Origin of the sequence: Streptomyces sp. NPDC046859 (assembly GCF_040645135.1) — a bacterium.
GTDB lineage: Bacteria > Actinomycetota > Actinomycetes > Streptomycetales > Streptomycetaceae > Streptomyces.
Window position 1 is genome coordinate 184,752 of the sequence record NZ_JBEYXR010000014.1, and the last position, 19,024, is coordinate 203,775.

Below are 19,024 nucleotides of genomic sequence, written 5' to 3' on the forward strand. Positions count from 1 at the left end.
CACGCGTGGATCGGACGACGACAGAAGACGACCGCGCCTTCCCCGCGCCTCTCGCGGAACTGGCGCGCACGGAGATCGACTACGCCGACGGCGAGGGCATCGACTTCGAGCCCTACGACACCTTCGAGTCGGCCGAGGAGACCACCGGCTGGCTGCGCCAGTGGACGGGGAACCCCGAACTCGACGGCGCCGCCTACCGAGTGTTCGGGCAGGACGGAACGGGCGGCCTCGCGGCCCTCTGGATCGTGCGTCCGGGCCGCCCCCTCGCCGAGCAGCCCGTGGTCTTCATGGGCTCGGAGGGCGAGGTCGGCGTGGTCGCCGCCAATCTCTCGGACTTCCTGTGGATGCTGGCCGACGGCTGCGGCCCCCTGGAGGCCGTCCAGTTCGAGGGCCGCGACCCACGCCCCGACGCGACCCTCACCGCCCTCGCCGAACGCCACGCCACCACCCCCCGCCGCCCGGCCCTCGCCCTCCTGGCCGAGGCCCGCGCGGAGTTCCCGGCCTTCGCCGAGGACATCGAGGCCCTCTGCCGCTGACCTCACCGGATCTGTCCGGCTCTTGTCCGGGCCGTCCGGGGTGACCCCGCGCGCCCGCACCGAGTTGGTCCGGGGAAGGCGCGCGGCGGGAGGGACGACGGCATGAGCGGCTGGGAGACGGGGCTGGACGACGAGGAGGCCGGGGCCGTGATGCGCACGGTCGCACGGCAGCTGAAGCTGTGGCGGGAGGCGGCCGGGCTCACCCAGGCGGAGCTCGCGGCGGCCATCGGGTACGGCGAGGAACTGGTCTCCGCGGTGGAGCGGGGCCGGCGCATCCCCCGGCCGGAGTACCTGGACGCGGCGGACCGGGCCCTGGGGGCGGGCGGGAAGATCGCCGCGATGAAGAGGGACGTGGCGGAGGTCCGGTACCCGAAGAAGGTACGGGACTTGAAGCGGCTTGAGGCGGAGGCAGTGGAGCTGGGGGCCTACAACAGCTCCGTGGTGCACGGGCTGTTGCAGACCCCGGCGTACGCACGAGCCGTGTTCGGTGCGCGCCGACCGCCCTTCTCGGCCGACGAACTGGAGCAACGGCTGTCGGCCCGGGTGGCGCGTCAGGAGATCGTCAGTGCCACGACGGCTCGCCCTCTCCTCAGTTTCGTCCAGTGCGAGTCGACGCTCCGCCGGCCCATCGGGGGCAGGATGGTCATGCGTGGTCAGCTCGAACGGCTGCTGGAGATCGCCGAGTTGCCCAACGTCGACCTCCAGGTGCTTCCGCTGAGCCATGAGGAGAACTCGGGTCTCGCCGGTTCGTTCCGGCTGCTCAGACTCAAGGACGGCACCACCGTCGGACACGTGGAGGTGCAGCACATCAGTCGCGTGATCAGCGAGCCGAAGGAAGTGCAGCTCCTCGACATCCGTTATGGGACCATCCGGGCGCAGGCTCTCAGCCCACGAGAGTCGATGGCCCTCATCGAGAACGTGCTTGGAGAGACATGACCCTCAAGCCCTACACCGACCTCACCTGGACGAAGAGCAGCTACAGCACGGACGAGGGCCCCGACTGCGTCGAAGTCGCCCCCACCCCCGACCGCATACTCGTCCGTGACTCCAAGGACCCGGACGGCCCCCGCCTCGCCCTCGCCCCCACCACGTGGACGGCCTTCCTGCCGTACGCCTCCGGGCGCTGACGGCACGCATGCGAAGGGCCCGCACCCGAGTACTCGGGTGCGGGCCGTTTCCTGCTCAGGTCGTCGACCGGCGTCTCCGCGCCCCCGGCCGCCGCTCGCTCGGCCGCGTCACCGGGTCCCCCGCGTCGAGGGCAGCCGCACGGCGCCGCGCGCCGAAGTCGGCCAGGGCCTCCGCCAGCTTGTGCACGGACGGCTCGGGGGCCATCACGTCCACCCGCAGGCCGTGCTCCTCGGCGGTCTTGGCCGTGGCCGGGCCGATACACGCGATCACCGTCACGTTGTGCGGCTTGCCCGCGATGCCGACGAGGTTGCGGACCGTGGACGACGAGGTGAAGAGCACGGCGTCGAAGCCGCCGCCCTTGATCGCCTCGCGGGTCTCCGCCGGCGGCGGCGATGCCCGTACGGTCCGGTAGGCCGTGACGTCGTCGACCTCCCAGCCCAGCTCGATGAGCCCGGCGACCAGGGTCTCGGTGGCGATGTCGGCGCGGGGCAGGAACACGCGGTCGATCGGGTCGAAGACCGGGTCGTAGGGCGGCCAGTCCTCCAGCAGCCCGGCGGCCGACTGCTCGCCGCTCGGCACGAGGTCCGGCTTCACGCCGAAGGCGATCAGCGCCTTCGCGGTCTGCTCGCCGACCGCCGCGACCTTGATCCCGGCGAACGCCCGGGCGTCGAGGCCGTACTCCTCGAACTTCTCCCGTACCGCCTTGACCGCGTTGACCGAGGTGAACGCGATCCACTCGTAGCGGCCGGTGACCAGGCCCTTGACGGCCCGTTCCATCTGCTGGGGCGTGCGCGGCGGTTCGACGGCGATCGTCGGCACCTCGTGCGGCACGGCCCCGTAGGAGCGCAGCTGGTCGGAGAGCGAGGCCGCCTGCTCCTTCGTCCGCGGCACGAGCACCCGCCAGCCGAACAGCGGCTTGGACTCGAACCACGACAACTGGTCGCGCTGGGCGGCCGCGGAACGCTCACCGACCACGGCTATCACCGGCCTGCCGCCCTCGGGCGAGGGCAGCACCTTGGCCTGCTTCAGCGTCTGGGCGATCGTCCCGAGGGTCGCGGTCCACGTCCGCTGCCGGGTGGTGGTGCCGGCGACGGTCACCGTCAGCGGTGTGTCGGGCTTGCGCCCGGCCGACACCAGCTCGCCGGCCGCGGCGGCCACGCTGTCGAGGGTCGTCGACACGACGACGGTCCCGTCCGACGCGCCCACCTCGGTCCAGCACCGGTCGGACGCGGTCCGCGCGTCGACGAACCGCACGTCCGTGCCCTGCGCGTCCCGCAGCGGCACACCGGCGTACGCGGGCACACCGACGGCCGCGGCGACACCGGGCACGACCTCGAACGGCACACCGGCCGCGGCGCAGGCCAGCATCTCGCCGGCGGCGTACGTGTCGAGGCCGGGGTCCCCGGACACCGCACGCACGACCCGCCTGCCGCCCCGCGCGGCCTCCATGACAAGATGTGCGGCATCCCGCACCGCGGGTAGCGCAGCGGTCGTTGACGCGCCGTCAACAACGGCCAGCTGGGGCGTGCCTGTGCCCGGGACGGTGTCCCCGTCGGGGCCCGTGTCCGTGTGCACCTCGGCGACGCCCTGCCTGGCGTGCTGACGTACGACGTCGAGCACCTCGTGCTCGGCGACCAGGACGTCCGCGTGCGCCAGCGCCTCGACGGCGCGCAGAGTCAGCAGCCCCGGATCCCCGGGTCCGGCACCCAGGAAGGTGACGTGCCCGTGATCGAGGCCGGCGGGAAGAGTGGTGGGGCTCACTGTGCTCGCTCCCCCATCAGACCGGCCGCGCCCTGGGCAAGCATCTCGGTGGCGAGTTCGCGACCGAGCGCCAGCGCTTGGTCGTGCGTCTCGGGCACGGGACCGGTGGTGGACAGCTGCACCATCCGCGTGCCGTCGGGAGTACCGACGACGCCGCGCAGGCGCATTTCCTTGACAATCTGCCGTTCGGCCTGGGGGTCCCCCCGCTCCAGCGGAGCCGAGAGCGGGGGAAGGTCGGCCAGCGCGCCCACAGGGGCGGAGCAGCCGGCTTCCAGGGCGGCGAGCAGGGACCGCTCGGCGGTGACGGCGACCCGGGTGAAGGGGTCGTCGAGTTCGCCGAGCGCGGCGATGAGGTCCGCGTTGTCCGCGGTGCACTCGATCGCCAGGGCCCCCTGGCCGGGGGCGGGCAAAACCGTGTCGACCGACAGGAAGTCGGTGACCTCGTCGAGGCGGCCGATGCGGCTCAGGCCGGCCGCGGCCAGGACGACCGCGTCCAGCTCGCCGTCGTGCACGTACCGGATGCGGGTGTCGACGTTGCCGCGGATCGGGACCGTCTCGACGTCCAGGCCGTGGCCGCGGGCGTACGCGTTCAGCTGGGCGGCCCGGCGGGCCGAGCCCGTGCCGATGCGGGCGCCGCGCGGCAGGTCGGTGAGCTTGAGGGCGTGCCGTGCGACGAGCACGTCCCGCGGGTCCTCGCGCTCCGGGACCGCCGCCAGGACCAGTTCCTCGGGCTGGGCGGTCGGCAGGTCCTTCAGGGAGTGCACCGCGAAGTCCACCTCCCCGCGCAGCAGGGCGTCGCGCAGCGCGGTGACGAACACACCCGTGCCGCCGATCTGCGACAGGGCCTCGCGCGAGATGTCACCGTACGTGGTGATCTCGACGAGTTCGACGGGGCGTCCGGTCACCTGGCTCACGGTGTCCGCGACCTGCCCGGACTGGGCCATGGCGAGCTTGCTGCGCCGGGTGCCGAGCCGTAGTGGCTGCTGAGTCATCGTGGGCCTCGGTTCTTCTCGGTGCTTTCCCCGGCCCGGGAGACGGAGGCCACCGTCTCCTGGTCGAGGTCGAACAGGGTCCGCAGGGCGTCCGCGTACCCGGCGCCGCCGGGCTCCGCGGCGAGCTGCTTGACCCGTACGGTCGGGGCGTGCAGCAGCTTGTCGACCACGCGCCGCACGGTCTGTGTGATCTCGCTGCGGTGCTTGTCGTCCAGGCCGGGCAGACGGCCCTCCAGCCGGGCGATCTCGCCGGCCACGACGTCGGCGGCCATCGTGCGCAGGGCGACGACGGTCGGCGTGATGTGCGCGGCCCGCTGCGCCGCCCCGAAGGCCGTGACCTCGTCGGCGACGATACGGCGGACCTGGTCGACGTCGGCCGCCATGGGCGCGTCGGCCGAGGCCTCCGCCAGCGACTCGATGTCCACCAGCCGCACTCCGGTGAGCCGGTGCGCGGCGGCGTCGATGTCGCGCGGCATGGCGAGGTCGAGGAGCGCCAGCACGGGTGCCCGGCGGGGCGTCTCGGCGACCGGTTCGGGCCTGCGGCGCTCGGGGATGCGGCCGACGGTGGCCGCGGTCGCGGCGAGCGCGGTGATCAGCTCGGCGTCGGTCTCGGGGCTGCGGCGGGACGCCTCGCGGCGGTCGACGGCGCCGCCGGCCGCCCAGGCCGCGTGCTGCTCCAGGGTGGCGGCGTCCATGCCGGCGACGGCGGCCTCGCCGTGCACGGAGAAACCTCCCTGCACCGCGGCGAGGTCCAGCGGGCACTCCTCGTCGGTGCCGACCCCGGAGGGCGGCAGCGGGGTCCGCGGCACATCGGTGCCGTCGGCCTCCGTCCGGGGCGCGGGCGCCGTACGCCCGCCGCCGTCGAAGGCGGCCGGCCGGCCGGTCCGTCCCTCGACCGCGCCGGCGACCTCCTCCGCGGTGAGGACCAGCCCGGTGGCGCCGGTGCAGGACACGACGACGTCGGCACGTGTCAGCTCGGCCGGCACCGCGTCCATCGGTACCGCGCGGGCCGGCACGTGCGTGCCGTCGGTGAGGATCTCGGCGAGGCGCTCGGCGCGCTCCTGGGTGCGGTTGGCGACGACGATCTCGCCGACCCCGGCCCGCGCGAGGGTGGCCGCGGCCAGGGAGGACATCGAGCCCGCGCCGATGACCAGGGCCTTCTTGCCGCGCGCCCAGACGGTGACGTCCGTGCCCTCGGCGAGCTGCTCCAGGCCGAAGGTGACCAGGGACTGCCCGGCGCGGTCGATGCCGGTCTCGGAGTGGGCGCGCTTGCCGACCCGCAGAGCCTGCTGGAACAGGTCGTTCAGCAGTCGTCCGGCGCTGTGCAGGTCCTGCGCCTTGGCCAGGGAGTCCTTGATCTGGCCGAGGATTTGGCCCTCGCCGACCACCATGGAGTCGAGTCCGCAGGCCACCGAGAACAGGTGGTGGACGGCGCGGTCCTCGTAGTGGACGTACAGGTACGGCGTGAGCTCGTCGAGGCCCACCCCGCTGTGCTGGGCGAGCAGCGTGGACAGCTCGGCGACACCGGCGTGGAACTTGTCCACGTCGGCGTACAGCTCGATGCGGTTGCAGGTGGCGAGCACCGCGGCCTCGGTGGCCGGCTCGGCGGCGACCGTGTCCTGGACCAGCTTGACCTGGGCGTCCGCGCTCAGTGCCGCGCGCTCCAGGACGCTGACGGGGGCGCTGCGGTGGCTCAGCCCGACGACGAGCAGACTCATGCCGGCATCACGGCGGGCACGTCCCCGTCGGGTCCCTGGTCGGGGGAGGTGTTGCGGGGGGCGGCCTGGACACCGCCGGCGGAGGCGGCCTCCTCACCGGCCTTGCGCTGCTCGTGGAAGGCGAGGATCTGCAGCTCGATGGAGAGGTCGACCTTGCGCACGTCGACGCCGTCCGGCACGGACAGCACGGTCGGCGCGAAGTTCAGGATGGAGGTGACGCCCGCGGCCACGAGGCGGTCGCACACGGCCTGGGCGGCGCCGGCCGGGGTGGCGATGACGCCGATGGACACGCCGTTGTCCTGGATGATCCGCTCCAGGTCGTCGGAGTGCTGCACGGGGATGCCGGCGACGGGCTTGCCCGCCATGGCGGGGTCGGCGTCGATGAGCGCGGCGACCCGGAAGCCGCGGGAGGCGAACCCGCCGTAGTTGGCGAGCGCGGCACCCAGGTTTCCGATGCCGACGATCACTACCGGCCAGTCCTGGGTGAGCCCGAGCTCACGGGAGATCTGGTACACGAGATACTCGACGTCGTACCCCACGCCACGGGTCCCGTAGGAGCCGAGGTAGGAGAAGTCCTTGCGCAGCTTCGCGGAGTTGACCCCCGCCGCGGCCGCGAGCTCCTCGGAGGAGACCGTGGGGACCGAGCGCTCCGACAGTGCGGTCAGGGCTCGGAGGTACACCGGAAGCCGGGCGACGGTGGCCTCGGGAATCCCTCGGCTGCGGGTCGCCGGTCGGTGAGTTCGGCCAGTTGCCACGGTGCTCCTGCGGGTAGAGCGGGGCTGTAGGCGGTCACACGTCCCTACATGACCGCCCCGTCGAATGAAGGCTATGTCTTTGTGAACGCGTGCACAAAGATGGTGTCCGATTTGCCCGCCCAACGTGACCGGGCTCACGCACGCCCGGCGCACTGCTGTGGAACCGGCGCATACGCACCACCGTTCCTCTGCTCCTGGGGGCAAAACCGCACACTCTCCTCGACGATCCTCGCCCCCGAGACCACTTCGCCGTCGATCCTAAGCCGTTTCCGAAGAACTTTGGACTACTCGGTCAGTGCTTTGCGGAGGCGATCCTCGTTCACGCGCCAGAACGTGTGCTGCTCCCCGTCGACCAGGACCACGGGGAGCTGCTCCCAGTACTCGTCGTGCAGCCGCGGGTCCTGGGTGATGTCCTTCCACTCCCACGGCACGCCCGCCTCGGCGCACACCCGCTCCACCACGCTCCGCGCGTCATCGCACAGATGGCAGTCGGGTTTGCCGATGAGGGTGACGAGCCGGTCCTGCGGAGGCCTGGCCGGAGTGCGACGGAAGAGGGGGCTCATGCCGGCCATTGTCCCGCGCCGCGGCGCACGTGTCGGACCACGCCGTTTAACTGCGCGGTCGCGGAGAGTTCACGACTTTTGAACGTCGCGGCCCCGGAGGCCCCTGGGGGAATGGCTATGCTCACGAACATGGCCGCTCTTGGATGGCTCACTCCCCGTAGGCGTCCCGCCACGGCGCGGAGCGTGTTGGCTGGCGAGGCCTCGGCCGAGGCAGCGCGCAAGTCCTCGCAGGAGGTCGCGGAGGTATCCGCCACCGAACCGGAGTTCCCGGTGCTCGGCGACGAACGGGCCGCCGCGTTCTTCGACCTGGACAACACGGTGATGCAGGGCGCCGCCCTCTTCCACTTCGGGCGGGGCCTGTACAAGCGCAAGTTCTTCGAGACGCGCGAGCTCGCCCGGTTCGCCTGGCAGCAGGCGTGGTTCCGGCTGGCCGGCGTCGAGGACCCCGAGCACATGCAGGAGGCCCGCGACTCGGCGCTGTCGATCGTCAAGGGCCACCGCGTCGCCGAGCTCCAGTCGATCGGCGAGGAGATCTACGACGAGTACATGGCCGAGCGCATCTGGCCCGGCACCCGCGCCCTTGCCCAGGCCCACCTGGACGCGGGCCAGAAGGTGTGGCTCGTCACGGCGGCACCGGTGGAGATCGCCACGGTGATCGCCCGCCGCCTCGGCCTGACCGGCGCCCTGGGCACGGTCGCGGAGTCGGTGGACGGCGTCTACACGGGCAAGCTCGTCGGCGAGCCGCTGCACGGCCCGGCGAAGGCGGAGGCCGTGCGCGCCCTGGCCCTGGCGGAGGGCCTGGACCTGTCGCGGTGCGCCGCGTACAGCGACTCGCACAACGACATCCCGATGCTCTCCCTGGTCGGCCACCCCTACGCGATCAACCCCGACGCCAAGCTGCGCAAGCACGCCCGCACCCTCGACTGGCGGCTGCGCGACTACCGCACGGGCCGCAAGGCGGCCAAGGTCGGTATCCCCGCCGCGGCGGGCGTCGGCGCGGTGGCCGGGGGCACGGCGGCCGCGATCGCCCTGCACCGCCGCCGCCGGTAGGCACGCCCGGCCCGCGGGCCGAGTCGTCTCTCTGCCCAGGCACCCGTCTGTCCAGTCACGTTGGCTGCACACGGCCACAACACGCCCCGTTGTCAGCCGGAAGACGGACGGACTCGATCAACAAACGGTCACTCTGTGGCACTTGATCGGGCGTCAATCGGTTACAGAAGAGACGCAATCGGTGATTTGAGCAACTGGGCGTAGCAGTGCCTGCACGAAGCGTTATTCTCCTCAGACGCATTCCGGTACCCCTCCGTCGCTACGACGGGTGAACGGTCCCGTACTGCATGTGATGGAAGCTCTGCCTCTGGGAGTCCCGTGTACCCACACGTCGGGGTTGACGCCTCGGGCCTGGCTACGCTCCGCGCGACGGTCCTCGACCTGTTGCGCGGTTTCGTCCCCACCGCGTACGCCGTCCCTGCCCTCGCCGTAACCGCCGCACCCGTAGGCCCGTGCTACGCGCTCGCCGAGGGAAGCGCCGCCGTCGGCAGACGGGGGCGCTCGACCGGCGCGACGACCGCCCGCCGCCCCGCCGCGGACAGCGACAGCGCGCGCATGATGGACCTGGTGGAACGCGCGCAGGCCGGCGAGGCCGACGCGTTCGGCCGGCTCTACGACCAGTACAGCGACACCGTGTACCGCTACATCTACTACCGGGTCGGAGGGAAGGCCACCGCGGAGGATCTCACCAGCGAGACCTTTCTGCGGGCCCTGCGCCGTATCGGCACCTTCACCTGGCAGGGCCGGGACTTCGGCGCCTGGCTCGTCACCATCGCCCGCAACCTGGTCGCCGACCACTTCAAGTCGAGCCGCTTCCGGCTGGAGGTGACCACCGGCGAGATGCTCGACGCCAACGAGGTCGAGCGCTCACCCGAGGACTCCGTCCTCGAATCGCTCTCCAACGCCGCGCTGCTGGAGGCCGTCCGGCGGCTCAACCCGCAGCAGCAGGAGTGCGTCACCCTCCGCTTCCTCCAGGGCCTCTCCGTCGCGGAGACCGCCCGCGTCATGGGCAAGAACGAGGGCGCCATCAAGACCCTCCAGTACCGGGCCGTCCGCACCCTCGCCCGACTGCTCCCGGACGACGCGCGCTGAACGCGTCCCCCCACCGCACCGGCACTGTCCGCAATCGCCAACTCACCCTCGGTGAAAGTCCGTTGACTTCGCGGCCCGTTCATTCTTCGTCCGTAACCCAAGTGCCGCGCCACTCGTTGTGCGGGATGCAGGCTCCCTGTGGTCACTCCCTGACCCACTTCGATCACCCGATCGTGTGGAAATGGTCAGGGGGTGCAACCCTCAGGACCCCCTGGGGAGTCGACCGTCATGACGAGAGGAGGTGCCGCCAGTGATCGCGAACGTATCGGCGCACCGGCGGACGAGCGCCTTCGCCCAGGCCCTGGAGGAGCTGACCGACCGGGGCACGGCGGCCGAGCAGGCCGAGCAGCCCGGGGGACCGGCACCGGCTGCTGCGGAACAGACCGAGCAAGGGCGCCTGTTGGCCCTGGCCACGGGTCTCGGCGAGCTGCCCAAGCCCGTGCTGGACCCCGAGGTCAAGGTCGTGCAGCGAGCCCAGCTCGTGGCCGCGATGGAGGCCATGCTCCAAGAGGGCACCGCGGCGGGCGAGGCGGGTCCCACCCTGCCCGGACAGCGGTCCGACCGGGCGCGCGGGGCCCACCGGGCGACCCCGATGAGCAGACTCCGCCCGCGCTCACGCCTCGCCAAGGGACTCACCGCCGGCGGACTCAGCGTCGGAGTCGCCGCCGGAGCCTTCGGCGGGGTGGCCGCCGCCAGCGGCGACGCCCTGCCCGGCGATTCCCTCTACGGCCTCAAGCGCGGCATCGAGGACTTCAAGCTGAACGTCCTGGCCGACGGCGAGGACGAACGCGGGCGCGTCTACCTCGACCAGGCCTCGACCCGGCTGAGCGAGGCCCGCAGGCTGATGGAGCGCGGCCGCGGCGGCCAGTACGACCACGAGTCGCTCGCCGAGATCCGCCGCGCCCTGGCCGGCATGCAGCACGACGCCTCCGAGGGCCACCGGCTGCTGCGCGAGGCGTACGAGCGCGACCCGGACTCCCTGGGACCCATCCAGGCCCTCTCCGCGTTCTCCCGCTCCCACCGCGCCACGTGGGGCAGCATGCGCGAGCGGCTCCCCCTCCAGCTCGGGGACGTCAGCGACCGGGTGTCGTCCGTCTTCGACGCCATAGACGAAGAGGTCGCCCCGCTCCAGTCCCTGCTCCCGCCGCCCGCCAAGGACGGCAGCGACGGCAAGGGCCGGGGCGGCTCCGGCTCGTCCTCCACCGGCACGTCCGGCGCCGACAAGTCGGCCCGCCCCAGCGCCGGCGGCAGCGGCTCGACCGAGGGCGGCCACCGCACCAGCGGCCCCAGCAAGTCGGCCGAGGACTCCGCCGGCGAGGGCGACGGCCTGCTCGGCGGGAACACCGGTGGCCTGCTCGACCCGCCCAAGGCCACCGGCGGCTCGGGCGCCTCGCCGTCCGCGTCCACCCCGGCCAACGGCCCGGCGGTCACTCTCCCGCCCCTGCTCCCGGGCCTCCTGCCCGGTCTGGGCATCGAGGGCGAGGACGCCGGCTAGCGGCTCCGCCACCCGCCTGTACGACGATGGGGCACCCCTTCCACCGGGGGTGCCCCATCGTCGTGTACGCGCCCGCCAGGGCCGTCGGGCGGCCCCTCAGAAGAAGACCGACCGGCGCTGCACCAGCAGCTTGTAGAGCGTGTGCTGGATCTGCTCCCTCACCTGGTCGGTGAGGTTGAACATCAGCATCGGGTCCTCGGCCGCCTCCGGCGGATAACCGTCGGTGTGGATCGGCTCGCCGAACTGGATCGTCCACTTCGTCGGCAGCGGGATCGCTCCCAGCGGACCCAGCCACGGGAAGGTCGGCGTCAGCGGGAAGTACGGGATGCCCAGCACCCGGGCCAGCGTCTTCGCGTTGCCGATCATCGGGTAGATCTCCTCGGCCCCGACGATCGAGCACGGGATGATCGGCGTGCGCCGGCGCAGCGCCGTGGACACGAAGCCGCCCCGGCCGAAGCGCTGCAGCTTGTAGCGCTCGCCGAAGGGCTTGCCGATGCCCTTGAAGCCCTCCGGCATCACACCGACCAACTCGCCCTGCCCGAGCAGCCGGTCGGCGTCCTCCGTACAGGCCAGCGTGTGCCCGAGCTTGCGGGCGAGCTCGTTGACCACCGGCAGCATGAACACCAGATCGGCGGCGAGCAGCCGCAGATGGCGTCCCGCGGGATGGTGGTCGTGCACGGCGACCTGCATCATCAGGCCGTCCAGTGGCAGCGTCCCGGAGTGGTTGGCGACGATCAGCGCGCCGCCCTTGGCGGGGATGTTCTCCACGCCCTTCACGTCGACCCGGAAGTACTTCTCGTACACCGGCCGCAGCAGGGACATCAGGACCTGGTCCGTGAGCTCCTCGTCGTACCCGAAGTCGTCGACGTCGTAGTCCCCGGTGAGGCGCCGGCGCAGGAAGGCCAGGCCGCTCGCGATGCGCCGCTCCAGACCGCCGTCGTGCGGGGGCTGCGGGGCCGGCTCTTCCTCAGCAGTCACAGGGACATCATCCTGCGCGAGGGACCGTCCCGGCAGGGGCTGGACCTCGCCGACCGGCCCGCCTTCACCGTTCTGGCGCCGGCTCGCCGTGTTCCGGCGCCGCGGCGGCCGCTGTACGGCGCCTCCGCGGGACCGGTCGTCGTCGAACGGAATGACCTTGGCGTCCGCCATCGTTGATGCGCTCCTCAGTTGGCGCTCTGCGTCGGGGGGTGACCGCCGTCCAGGACGGGCAGCGCGGCGATCCGGTCGACGGCCCCTGCGAGGGCCTCGGGCGGCAGCAATCCCGGGCCGCGGCTGCTCGCGAAGTCCGCGAACGTCTGGGCCGTCGTGTACTTCGGCTGGAATCCGAGGGTCTCGCACATCTGGTCCGTGGACACCACCCGACCGTGGGTGAGCAACCGGATCTGCTCCGGCGAGAAGTCCGACATTCCCAGCCTACGCACCAGCGTGCCCGCCCACGTCACGGCGGGCAGCAGCAGTGGCACCGTGGGCCGCCCCAGCCTCCGCGCGCACTGGGAGAGCAGCAGGACGCCGTCCCCGGCGACGTTGAAGGTGCCGCTGTTCAGCGTGCCCCGGCGCGCCTCGTGCGAGGCGATGCGCAACACCTCGATGACGTCGTCCTCGTGCACGAACTGCAGGCGCGGGTCGTACCCGAGGACGGTCGGCAGGACGGGCAGCGAGAAGTACGAGGCGAGCGGGGTGTCCGCGGTGGGGCCGAGGATGTTGGCGAACCGCAGCACGCACACGGCGACGTCGGGCCGCCGCCGGGCGAACCCGCGCACATAGCCCTCGACCTCGACGGCGTCCTTGGCGAAGCCGCCGCTGGGCAGGGACTTGGGCGGGGTGGTCTCGGTGAAGACGGCCGGGTCGCGGGGCGCCGACCCGTATACGTTCGTACTGGACTTCACGACCAGCCGCTCGACCACGGGGGACTTCTGGCAGGCGCCCAGGAGCTGCATCGTCCCGATGACGTTGGTCTCCTTGACCGTGGTCCGGCTGCCGCTGGCCAGCGCGGTCCCGGTCACGTCCATGTGCACGACGGTGTCGGCGCCGCTCTCCGCGAGAACCCGCGCGATGGTGGGCTGCCGGATGTCGGCCTGGATGAAGTCCGCGCCGCCCAGGTGGTGCTCGGGCGGGACCACGTCCACGGCGATCACCCGGTCCACCTGGGGGTCCCGCTGGATCCGGCGTACGAAGCGGCCCCCGAGTTGACGGGCCACCCCGGTGACGAGCACGACCTTGCCCAAGATCAGCGCCTTCCTTCCAGCCCTCGTACGCCAGCCGAGTTCCCCGTGTGCCGCCAACTTAGCGGGTGGATGTTGCGCTGTGATGACCACCCGATGCGTGACGTGACGGAAATTCCCCCGTCATACACCTGTGGCCCCCCACCGGATGCGGTGGGGGGCCACAGACACGCCGCTTCTCGCGGCGCCGCTTACTTCTTGTTGCGACGCTGAACGCGCGTGCGCTTGAGCAGCTTGCGGTGCTTCTTCTTGGCCATCCGCTTGCGCCGCTTCTTGATAACAGAGCCCACGACTACCCTCGCTCACTTCTCATCACTCGGTGTTTGGGCGCCATGGGCCCACACGACCTACGAGGGGCTAGCCTACCCGCCCCGGCGCTGAGGTCGTAATCGAGGGGGCGAGGGGGTCACCGGCGGTCCCGGGAACCCCCCGGCCCGTGCTGTCAGGCGGTTTCCACCCCCACGTAACTCTCGCGAAGGTACTCGTGAACCGCTTGCTCCGGGACACGGAACGACCGTCCCACCCGGATCGCGGGCAGATGACCGCTGTGCACCAGCCGGTACACGGTCATCTTCGACACTCGCATCACCGAGGCGACCTCCGCCACGGTAAGGAACTGAACCTCGTTCAGAGGCCTCTCGCCAGCTGCAGCCATGACACACCTGAACCTTCCGCACTCGACGGCCACCGGCTTCCCCTTCCGGTGACTCTTCGTCGTTGCGTGCTCACTCCCCAATGTAGGTGCGGGTGATGCGAGTGGGGAAGAGGTGCAGCCATCGGCGACCTACTGTGACAGACACGCTCGATTGAGTACGTAGCGGGTAAGCGGGCGGTAGTAATCAGACCGCACAGCGTCATCAAGTGGAACGGCGACGGACACGGACCCCTCGGCCTCCCCCACGAAGAGCGCGGGGTCGTTGGTGTCGGCGAGCCCGATGGCCTCGAACCCCAGTTGACCTGCCCCGCAGACCCAGCCGTGGTCCCCGATCACCAGCTGCGGCAGCGGCCCGCCGGCCTCTGCGGCGGCGGCCAGCGCGACCCGAACCGGGAGGGGGGAGTGGGTGTGTGCGCCGGGCTCACAACCGGAGCGGGACGCGTCGGGCGCCCTCACCAGCGCGACTCCCCGTACGTAGGCGAGGTTGTACGTACGTAGGCCGAACCGGGTCGTTATGTCGACACGGCGACCATGCGCCGGGGTGAGGACGGCACACCCTGCCGCCGAGAGCGCGTCTGCCAGGGCGCCGTAGAACCCGAGCAGCCGGTGGGGGTGCCCGGTGCCGAGCAGCACCGGTCCGCCACGCTGGGCGATCCTCCCGATCCGGTCGGAAAAGGCGTCCAGAGCGGTCAGAGTCCGTTCCGGATCGATCGCATCGGGACCCGAGACACAGCCAGGATCGGCTGAAACCCCACACTTCTCCGCCATCAGGGCGAGCAGCTCGCGCTGCCCCCAGGCCCCCTCGGGATCCAGCCCGATAAGCACCCGGGGATCCCGGGCGGCGAACAGCCGGTAACTCCTGAGACTCGCCTCACGGGAGGTCGCCACCGTCCCGGCCAGCCCCACGGCCACGAGATGGGCGCGAAGCGCCGCGGTACTCAGCACCCCAGCGATGCTGGCGGACCCGACACCCGACGGACGCCCGAACCGGGCAAGGACCGCACGGTCGGGCTAACGGAACAGCCTCCTCAAGGGAGCAGCCCCCGCAGCGGGAACACCGCCTTGCGCGTCGCCAGCACCGCCTGGTCCAGCCGGTCCGCGGGGTCGTACCCCGACTCCCAGTCCGCCCAGGCCACCGGCCACCGCCCGTCGGTCATCCGGGCCGGACCCAACTGCCGGGTCCGCGCGTACACTTCCTGCCGCCAGCTCTCCGGGACCGGCGTCGTGGGCTCGATCGGCCGCCCCGCCGCGATCGCCACCAGATGCGTCCACGACCGCGGCACCACCTCGACCACGGCGTACCCGCCACCGCCCAGCGCGAGCCACTTCCCCCCGGCGTGCTCGTGCGCCAGGTCGTGGCAGGCGACCTGCACGGCCCGCTGCGCGTCCAGCGACACCGCCAGATGCGCCAGCGGATCCTCGAAGTGCGTGTCGGCCCCGTGCTGCGTCACCAGCACCTGCGGGCTGAAGTCCGCGAGCAGTTCCGGCACCACGGCGTGGAACGCCCGCAGCCAGCCCTCGTCCCCGGTGCCCGCCGGCAGCGCCACGTTCACCGCGGACCCCTCGGCGGCCCCGGTCTCCTGCGGCCACCCGGTCTGCGGGAACAGCGTCCGGGGATGCTCGTGCAGCGAGATCGTCAGCACCCGCGGGTCCTCCCAGAACGCCGCCTGCACCCCGTCCCCGTGGTGCACGTCGACGTCCACGTACGCGACCCGCTCCGCACCCAGCTCCAGCAGCCGGGCGATCGCCAGGGCCGCGTCGTTGTAGATGCAGAACCCGGACGCCCCGGCCGGCATCGCGTGGTGCAGCCCGCCCGTGAAGTTCACCGCGTGCAGCGCGCTCCCCCGCCACACGGCCTCCGCCGCGCCCACCGACTGGCCCGCGATCAGCGCCGACACCTCGTGCATCCCGGCGAACGCCGGATCGTCCAGGGTGCCCAGACCGTACGACTGGTCGGCCGCCCGCGGGTCCGCCGACGCCGCCTTCACGGCCGCGATGTAGTCCTCCCGGTGCACCAGCCGCAGGGTCGACTCACCGGCCGGCTGGGCCGCGACGACGTCCATGTGCTGGTCCAGCTCGAAGGCTCCGACGAGTTTCCTGGTCAGACCGAGGCGCACCGGGTCCATCGGATGGTCCCGGCCGAAGTCATAGCCCGTTACTGCCTCGTCCCACATCAGCTGTGCGCGGCCGCTCATGCCCGCCACCGTATCGGTCCGGCCGCGCGGCGAACGAAGGGGCGTACACGAGCGTCACCAGCACCAACACCATCGGCACCAGCATGGCCCCGCGATAGCTCCACGCGTCGCCCAGCGCCCCCACCAGAGGCGAACCGATCAGGAACCCCACGTAATTGAAGACGTTGAGCCGCGCGACGGCCGCGTCCGACGCCCCCGGGAACAGCCTCCCGGCCGCCGCGAACGTCTGCGGCACCAGCACGCACAGTCCCAGCCCGAGCAGCGTGAACCCCAGCATCCCGAACCAGGCGCCCGGCGCCGTCGCCACCACCGCGAACCCGACGGCCGCCACCAGCGCCCCCAGCCGCACCACGGCCACCGCCCCGAGCCGCCGCACCCCGAAGTCCCCGATGGCCCGCCCCAGCAGCGTGGTCACCATGTACACGTTGTACGGCACGGTCGCCAGCTGCTCGGAGCTGCCGAGCACGTCCTGGAGATACTTCGCGCTCCAGTTGGAGACCGTCGAGTCCCCGATGTACGCGAAGGTCATCACCAGACAAAGCGGCAGCAGCGCCTTGAACACGACGGGCTGCCCGCCCTCCCCCGCGTCCTGCGCTACGGGCGTCTGCGTCTTCGTGGCGTCGACATACCACCGGCTCCCCACCAGCGCCGCGGGCAACAGCACCACGACGACCGGCAGATACGACACCGCCAGCGGCAGATCCCAGTGCGCCCCCGCCCACGCCAGCGAGGCCCCCACGATCCCGCCCAGGCTGTACGCCGCGTGGAAGCTGAGCATGATGCTCCGGCCGTACGCCCGCTGCAGGCTCACCCCGAGCATGTTCATCGAGGCGTCCAGCGCGCCCACGGCCAGTCCGAACGCCGCGAGCGAGACGGCCAGTCCGACCATGCGGTCCCCGGCTCCCACACCGAGCAGCGCCAGCAGCACCACGGGCTGCGACCAGCGCAGCACCCGGCTCGGGCGGATGCGCCGCACCAGCCGCTCGGTCGTGACGCTGCCGACGCCGGCGAGGATCGGCACGGCCGCGAGAAAGGCCGGCAGCAGCGCGTCGGACACCCCGTACCGGTCCTGAATGGCCGGGATCCGCGTCACCAGCAGGGCGAAGGCGACGCCCTGGGCAAAGAAACCGAACGCCAGCGAGGCCCTACCGCGCCGCAGCACATCAGTCATGGCGGCGAGCGTAGGGCCCCGGGGTATCCGTGGGTAGATCCAGCCAAAGGTGAATTCCCCTCAGCTTCGACCGGCGGCGATCAGGGGCGCGATGGACGGACCGTTCACCGCGGGCTGGCCCTCGCGCGCGTCCCGTTCGGCCCACGCCTTCGCCTCGGCGACGACCATCGCGGCCATCGGCCCTGCGCCCAGGGCCCCACCGACGACGAAACCGAGCACCATCGCGACGATCATGATCACATTGCCGAGCCACACCATGGTGTCCACCGGCAGGGTGTACGCCCCCACGACCCGCACCACGCACTCGGCGAGCAGGACCACACCCCACACCAGCGAGAACATCCGCTCGGCCCGCCGGAACCGTGCCGACCCCCCGTGCAGCCGGGCCCAGGCGGCCTCCCGGCCCGCGTCGCCCTTCACCACCCAGGGCTTCATCCCCGCCGTCATCATCGGCTTGCCCAGCACCACCGACACGATGATCCCGATTCCGATCGTGCTGCTGATGGCGCTGTCCTTGGCCATCATCAGCCGCGGGTCACCCGCCACGAAGCTCAGCAGCAGCGAGACGACGTTCACCACCAGGATGAGCGCGGCCATCCCGTTGACCTCCCGCGCCCTCCACACGCTCCACCCGGTGCGCACGGCCGGCACCACGCTGCTGAGCGCGAGCGCCGTCAGAGTGCTCATCCCGAAGCCGTTCTTCAGCAGGTAGTACGCCCCGAGCGGCACCGCCACATCGATGATCAACGGCAGGAAGTTCCGCAGCGGCCTCTTCCGCCCACCGGTCGTGCTTCCCTCGGTCGTCCCCGTGTTCGTCGTCATGCCCATAAGCTTCGCGGCCGGGCGGGGGTCCCCGGTAGAAACGATCGTCCGGACCTCGGCATGACAAATGTCAGCCCAACAGGTCGGCCAACTCGCCCATGTCGGAGAAGAGTTCGATCGCCCCGGACAGCCGCGCGGCCGGCGTCATGGCGGTGAACCCGAGGACGTCCATCCCCGCGGCCACGGCCGCCCGCACCCCCAGCGGACTGTCCTCGACGACGACACACCGCTCGGGCGCGACCCCCATCCGCCGGGCGGCATGGAGGAAGAGGTCCGGTGCGGGCTTCCCCCGCCCCACATCCTGCGAACTGAAGATCCGCGCGTCGTCGAACCACCGGTCCAGGCCCGTCGTCCGATGCCCCACCCTGATCCGCTCATGGCTTCCTGACGAGGCCACGCAGTACGGCACTCCACGTGCGGCGAGCGCTTCCAGGACGTCCCCGGCGCCGGCCACGGGCTTCAGCTCCCGCTCGAACGCTGCGAACACCCGGGCGTGGAAAACGTCGTCGAAGTCCGCCGGAAGCCGCTCCCCCGTGCGATCGAGCACCAGGTCGTGCACCCGGTGCATCGCCGACCCCATGTAGTCCCTGATGGAGTCCTCGTACGACGTCGGGTGCCCGAGCTCGGTCAGATAGGCCGCGAGGAGCCGATTGGAAATGGGCTCGCTGTCGACGAGAACACCGTCGTTGTCAAAAATGACGAGGTCATAGCGCATAAGTCCGAGCTTAAATGCAGAAAGGGCCCACACCATAAGGTGTGGGCCCTTTCCCAAAAATTGTTCGGCGGCGTCCTACTCTCCCACAGGGTCCCCCCTGCAGTACCATCGGCGCTGTAAGGCTTAGCTTCCGGGTTCGGAATGTAACCGGGCG

General features: G+C 71.5%; 20 protein-coding genes and 1 rRNA gene. 6 read left to right on the plus strand and 15 right to left on the minus strand.

Features of this window, described 5'->3' with window-relative positions; translation table 11 throughout:
• The first annotated feature begins 5 nt into the window (after positions 1-5).
• The 3 genes from ABZ899_RS22125 (at position 6) to ABZ899_RS22135 (ending at position 1,663) form a co-directional block, all read left to right on the plus strand.
• The gene (locus ABZ899_RS22125; protein WP_361348684.1) at positions 6-536 is read left to right on the plus strand and encodes an SMI1/KNR4 family protein; all 531 of its coding nucleotides are present in this window, start codon (positions 6-8) and stop codon (positions 534-536) included.
• 102 nt (positions 537-638) lie between these two features.
• The gene (locus tag ABZ899_RS22130; RefSeq protein WP_361348687.1) at positions 639-1,472 is read left to right on the plus strand and encodes a helix-turn-helix transcriptional regulator; all 834 of its coding nucleotides are present in this window, start codon (positions 639-641) and stop codon (positions 1,470-1,472) included.
• The gene (locus ABZ899_RS22135) at positions 1,469-1,663 is read left to right on the plus strand and encodes a DUF397 domain-containing protein (protein ID WP_361348689.1); all 195 of its coding nucleotides are present in this window, start codon (positions 1,469-1,471) and stop codon (positions 1,661-1,663) included. Before ABZ899_RS22130 ends, ABZ899_RS22135 begins: the two co-directional genes overlap by 4 nt.
• Positions 1,664-1,718: 55 nt before the next feature.
• On the opposite strand, the gene ABZ899_RS22140 is transcribed toward ABZ899_RS22135, so the two are convergent.
• The 5 genes from ABZ899_RS22140 to ABZ899_RS22160 form a co-directional block, all read right to left on the minus strand.
• A complete protein-coding gene (locus ABZ899_RS22140; RefSeq protein WP_361348692.1) occupies positions 1,719-3,425 on the minus strand; it encodes a uroporphyrinogen-III synthase in 1,707 nt (568 codons plus the stop codon).
• Complete coding sequence (hemC, locus tag ABZ899_RS22145) at positions 3,422-4,417, minus strand: hydroxymethylbilane synthase (protein WP_361348695.1); 996 nt, start codon at positions 4,415-4,417, stop codon at positions 3,422-3,424. Before hemC ends, ABZ899_RS22140 begins: the two co-directional genes overlap by 4 nt.
• Positions 4,414-6,135: a glutamyl-tRNA reductase gene (locus ABZ899_RS22150; RefSeq protein WP_361348698.1), complete on the minus strand. Its 1,722-nt coding sequence runs from the start codon at positions 6,133-6,135 to the stop codon at positions 4,414-4,416. Before ABZ899_RS22150 ends, hemC begins: the two co-directional genes overlap by 4 nt.
• Positions 6,132-6,890 (minus strand): redox-sensing transcriptional repressor Rex, encoded by a 759-nt coding sequence (locus ABZ899_RS22155; protein ID WP_361348700.1) that lies wholly within the window; start codon positions 6,888-6,890, stop codon positions 6,132-6,134. Before ABZ899_RS22155 ends, ABZ899_RS22150 begins: the two co-directional genes overlap by 4 nt.
• Before the next feature lie 284 nt (positions 6,891-7,174).
• A complete protein-coding gene (locus ABZ899_RS22160) occupies positions 7,175-7,462 on the minus strand; it encodes a glutaredoxin family protein (protein ID WP_361348703.1) in 288 nt (95 codons plus the stop codon).
• A gap of 120 nt (positions 7,463-7,582) precedes the next feature.
• Between ABZ899_RS22160 and ABZ899_RS22165 the strand changes: the two genes are divergently transcribed.
• The 3 genes from ABZ899_RS22165 to ABZ899_RS22175 all read left to right on the plus strand — a co-directional run bounded on the left by ABZ899_RS22165 (position 7,583) and on the right by ABZ899_RS22175 (position 11,090).
• On the plus strand, positions 7,583-8,503 hold the full coding sequence (locus ABZ899_RS22165; RefSeq protein ID WP_361348705.1) for an HAD-IB family hydrolase: 921 nt from the start codon (positions 7,583-7,585) through the stop codon (positions 8,501-8,503).
• Positions 8,504-8,821: 318 nt separating this feature from the next.
• A complete protein-coding gene (locus ABZ899_RS22170; RefSeq protein ID WP_361348708.1) occupies positions 8,822-9,595 on the plus strand; it encodes an ECF subfamily RNA polymerase sigma factor, BldN family in 774 nt (257 codons plus the stop codon).
• Positions 9,596-9,845: 250 nt separating this feature from the next.
• Positions 9,846-11,090: a DUF5667 domain-containing protein gene (locus ABZ899_RS22175; protein WP_361348711.1), complete on the plus strand. Its 1,245-nt coding sequence runs from the start codon at positions 9,846-9,848 to the stop codon at positions 11,088-11,090.
• A gap of 96 nt (positions 11,091-11,186) precedes the next feature.
• Here the strand turns inward: ABZ899_RS22175 and ABZ899_RS22180 are convergent, their stop codons facing one another.
• The 10 genes from ABZ899_RS22180 to rrf all read right to left on the minus strand — a co-directional run.
• Positions 11,187-12,239 (minus strand): lysophospholipid acyltransferase family protein, encoded by a 1,053-nt coding sequence (locus tag ABZ899_RS22180; RefSeq protein ID WP_361348714.1) that lies wholly within the window; start codon positions 12,237-12,239, stop codon positions 11,187-11,189.
• A gap of 14 nt (positions 12,240-12,253) precedes the next feature.
• Entirely contained in the window at positions 12,254-13,315 is a 1,062-nt protein-coding gene (locus ABZ899_RS22185; RefSeq protein ID WP_361348716.1) for an NAD-dependent epimerase/dehydratase family protein, read from the minus strand.
• A 188-nt stretch (positions 13,316-13,503) separates the two neighbouring features.
• The gene (locus ABZ899_RS22190) at positions 13,504-13,602 is read right to left on the minus strand and encodes an AURKAIP1/COX24 domain-containing protein (RefSeq protein ID WP_003948845.1); all 99 of its coding nucleotides are present in this window, start codon (positions 13,600-13,602) and stop codon (positions 13,504-13,506) included.
• A 152-nt stretch (positions 13,603-13,754) separates the two neighbouring features.
• Positions 13,755-13,967: a helix-turn-helix domain-containing protein gene (locus ABZ899_RS22195; RefSeq protein ID WP_004984898.1), complete on the minus strand. Its 213-nt coding sequence runs from the start codon at positions 13,965-13,967 to the stop codon at positions 13,755-13,757.
• A 129-nt stretch (positions 13,968-14,096) separates the two neighbouring features.
• On the minus strand, positions 14,097-14,912 hold the full coding sequence (locus tag ABZ899_RS22200) for a phosphatase (protein WP_361348718.1): 816 nt from the start codon (positions 14,910-14,912) through the stop codon (positions 14,097-14,099).
• A gap of 83 nt (positions 14,913-14,995) precedes the next feature.
• Positions 14,996-16,162: an acetoin utilization protein AcuC gene (locus ABZ899_RS22205; RefSeq protein ID WP_361348721.1), complete on the minus strand. Its 1,167-nt coding sequence runs from the start codon at positions 16,160-16,162 to the stop codon at positions 14,996-14,998.
• Positions 16,113-17,333 (minus strand): MFS transporter, encoded by a 1,221-nt coding sequence (locus ABZ899_RS22210; protein ID WP_361348724.1) that lies wholly within the window; start codon positions 17,331-17,333, stop codon positions 16,113-16,115. The genes ABZ899_RS22205 and ABZ899_RS22210 overlap by 50 nt, the downstream gene beginning before the upstream one ends.
• A 60-nt stretch (positions 17,334-17,393) precedes the next feature.
• Positions 17,394-18,155, minus strand: a complete 762-nt coding sequence (locus ABZ899_RS22215) for a VC0807 family protein (protein WP_361348727.1) — start codon at positions 18,153-18,155, stop codon at positions 17,394-17,396.
• A gap of 70 nt (positions 18,156-18,225) precedes the next feature.
• The gene (locus ABZ899_RS22220; RefSeq protein ID WP_361348745.1) at positions 18,226-18,870 is read right to left on the minus strand and encodes an HAD family hydrolase; all 645 of its coding nucleotides are present in this window, start codon (positions 18,868-18,870) and stop codon (positions 18,226-18,228) included.
• A 62-nt stretch (positions 18,871-18,932) separates the two neighbouring features.
• A 5S ribosomal RNA gene (gene rrf / locus ABZ899_RS22225) occupies positions 18,933-19,024 on the minus strand; the annotation flags it as partial.

Excerpts from the sequence above, each read along its gene's own strand:
- ABZ899_RS22130 (WP_361348687.1), top strand. The coding sequence starts at position 639 with ATGAGCGGCTGGGAGACGGGGCTGGACGACGAGGAGGCCGGGGCCGTG.
- ABZ899_RS22135 (WP_361348689.1), top strand. The coding sequence starts at position 1,469 with ATGACCCTCAAGCCCTACACCGACCTCACCTGGACGAAGAGCAGCTAC.
- hemC (WP_361348695.1), bottom strand. The coding sequence starts at position 4,417 with ATGACTCAGCAGCCACTACGGCTCGGCACCCGGCGCAGCAAGCTCGCC.
- ABZ899_RS22150 (WP_361348698.1), bottom strand. The coding sequence starts at position 6,135 with ATGAGTCTGCTCGTCGTCGGGCTGAGCCACCGCAGCGCCCCCGTCAGC.
- ABZ899_RS22160 (WP_361348703.1), bottom strand. The coding sequence starts at position 7,462 with ATGGCCGGCATGAGCCCCCTCTTCCGTCGCACTCCGGCCAGGCCTCCG.
- ABZ899_RS22165 (WP_361348705.1), top strand. The coding sequence starts at position 7,583 with ATGGCCGCTCTTGGATGGCTCACTCCCCGTAGGCGTCCCGCCACGGCG.
- ABZ899_RS22180 (WP_361348714.1), bottom strand. The coding sequence starts at position 12,239 with ATGGCGGACGCCAAGGTCATTCCGTTCGACGACGACCGGTCCCGCGGA.
- ABZ899_RS22195 (WP_004984898.1), bottom strand. The coding sequence starts at position 13,967 with ATGGCTGCAGCTGGCGAGAGGCCTCTGAACGAGGTTCAGTTCCTTACC.
- ABZ899_RS22205 (WP_361348721.1), bottom strand. The coding sequence starts at position 16,162 with ATGAGCGGCCGCGCACAGCTGATGTGGGACGAGGCAGTAACGGGCTAT.
- ABZ899_RS22210 (WP_361348724.1), bottom strand. The coding sequence starts at position 17,333 with ATGACTGATGTGCTGCGGCGCGGTAGGGCCTCGCTGGCGTTCGGTTTC.
- ABZ899_RS22215 (WP_361348727.1), bottom strand. The coding sequence starts at position 18,155 with ATGACGACGAACACGGGGACGACCGAGGGAAGCACGACCGGTGGGCGG.
- ABZ899_RS22220 (WP_361348745.1), bottom strand. The coding sequence starts at position 18,870 with ATGCGCTATGACCTCGTCATTTTTGACAACGACGGTGTTCTCGTCGAC.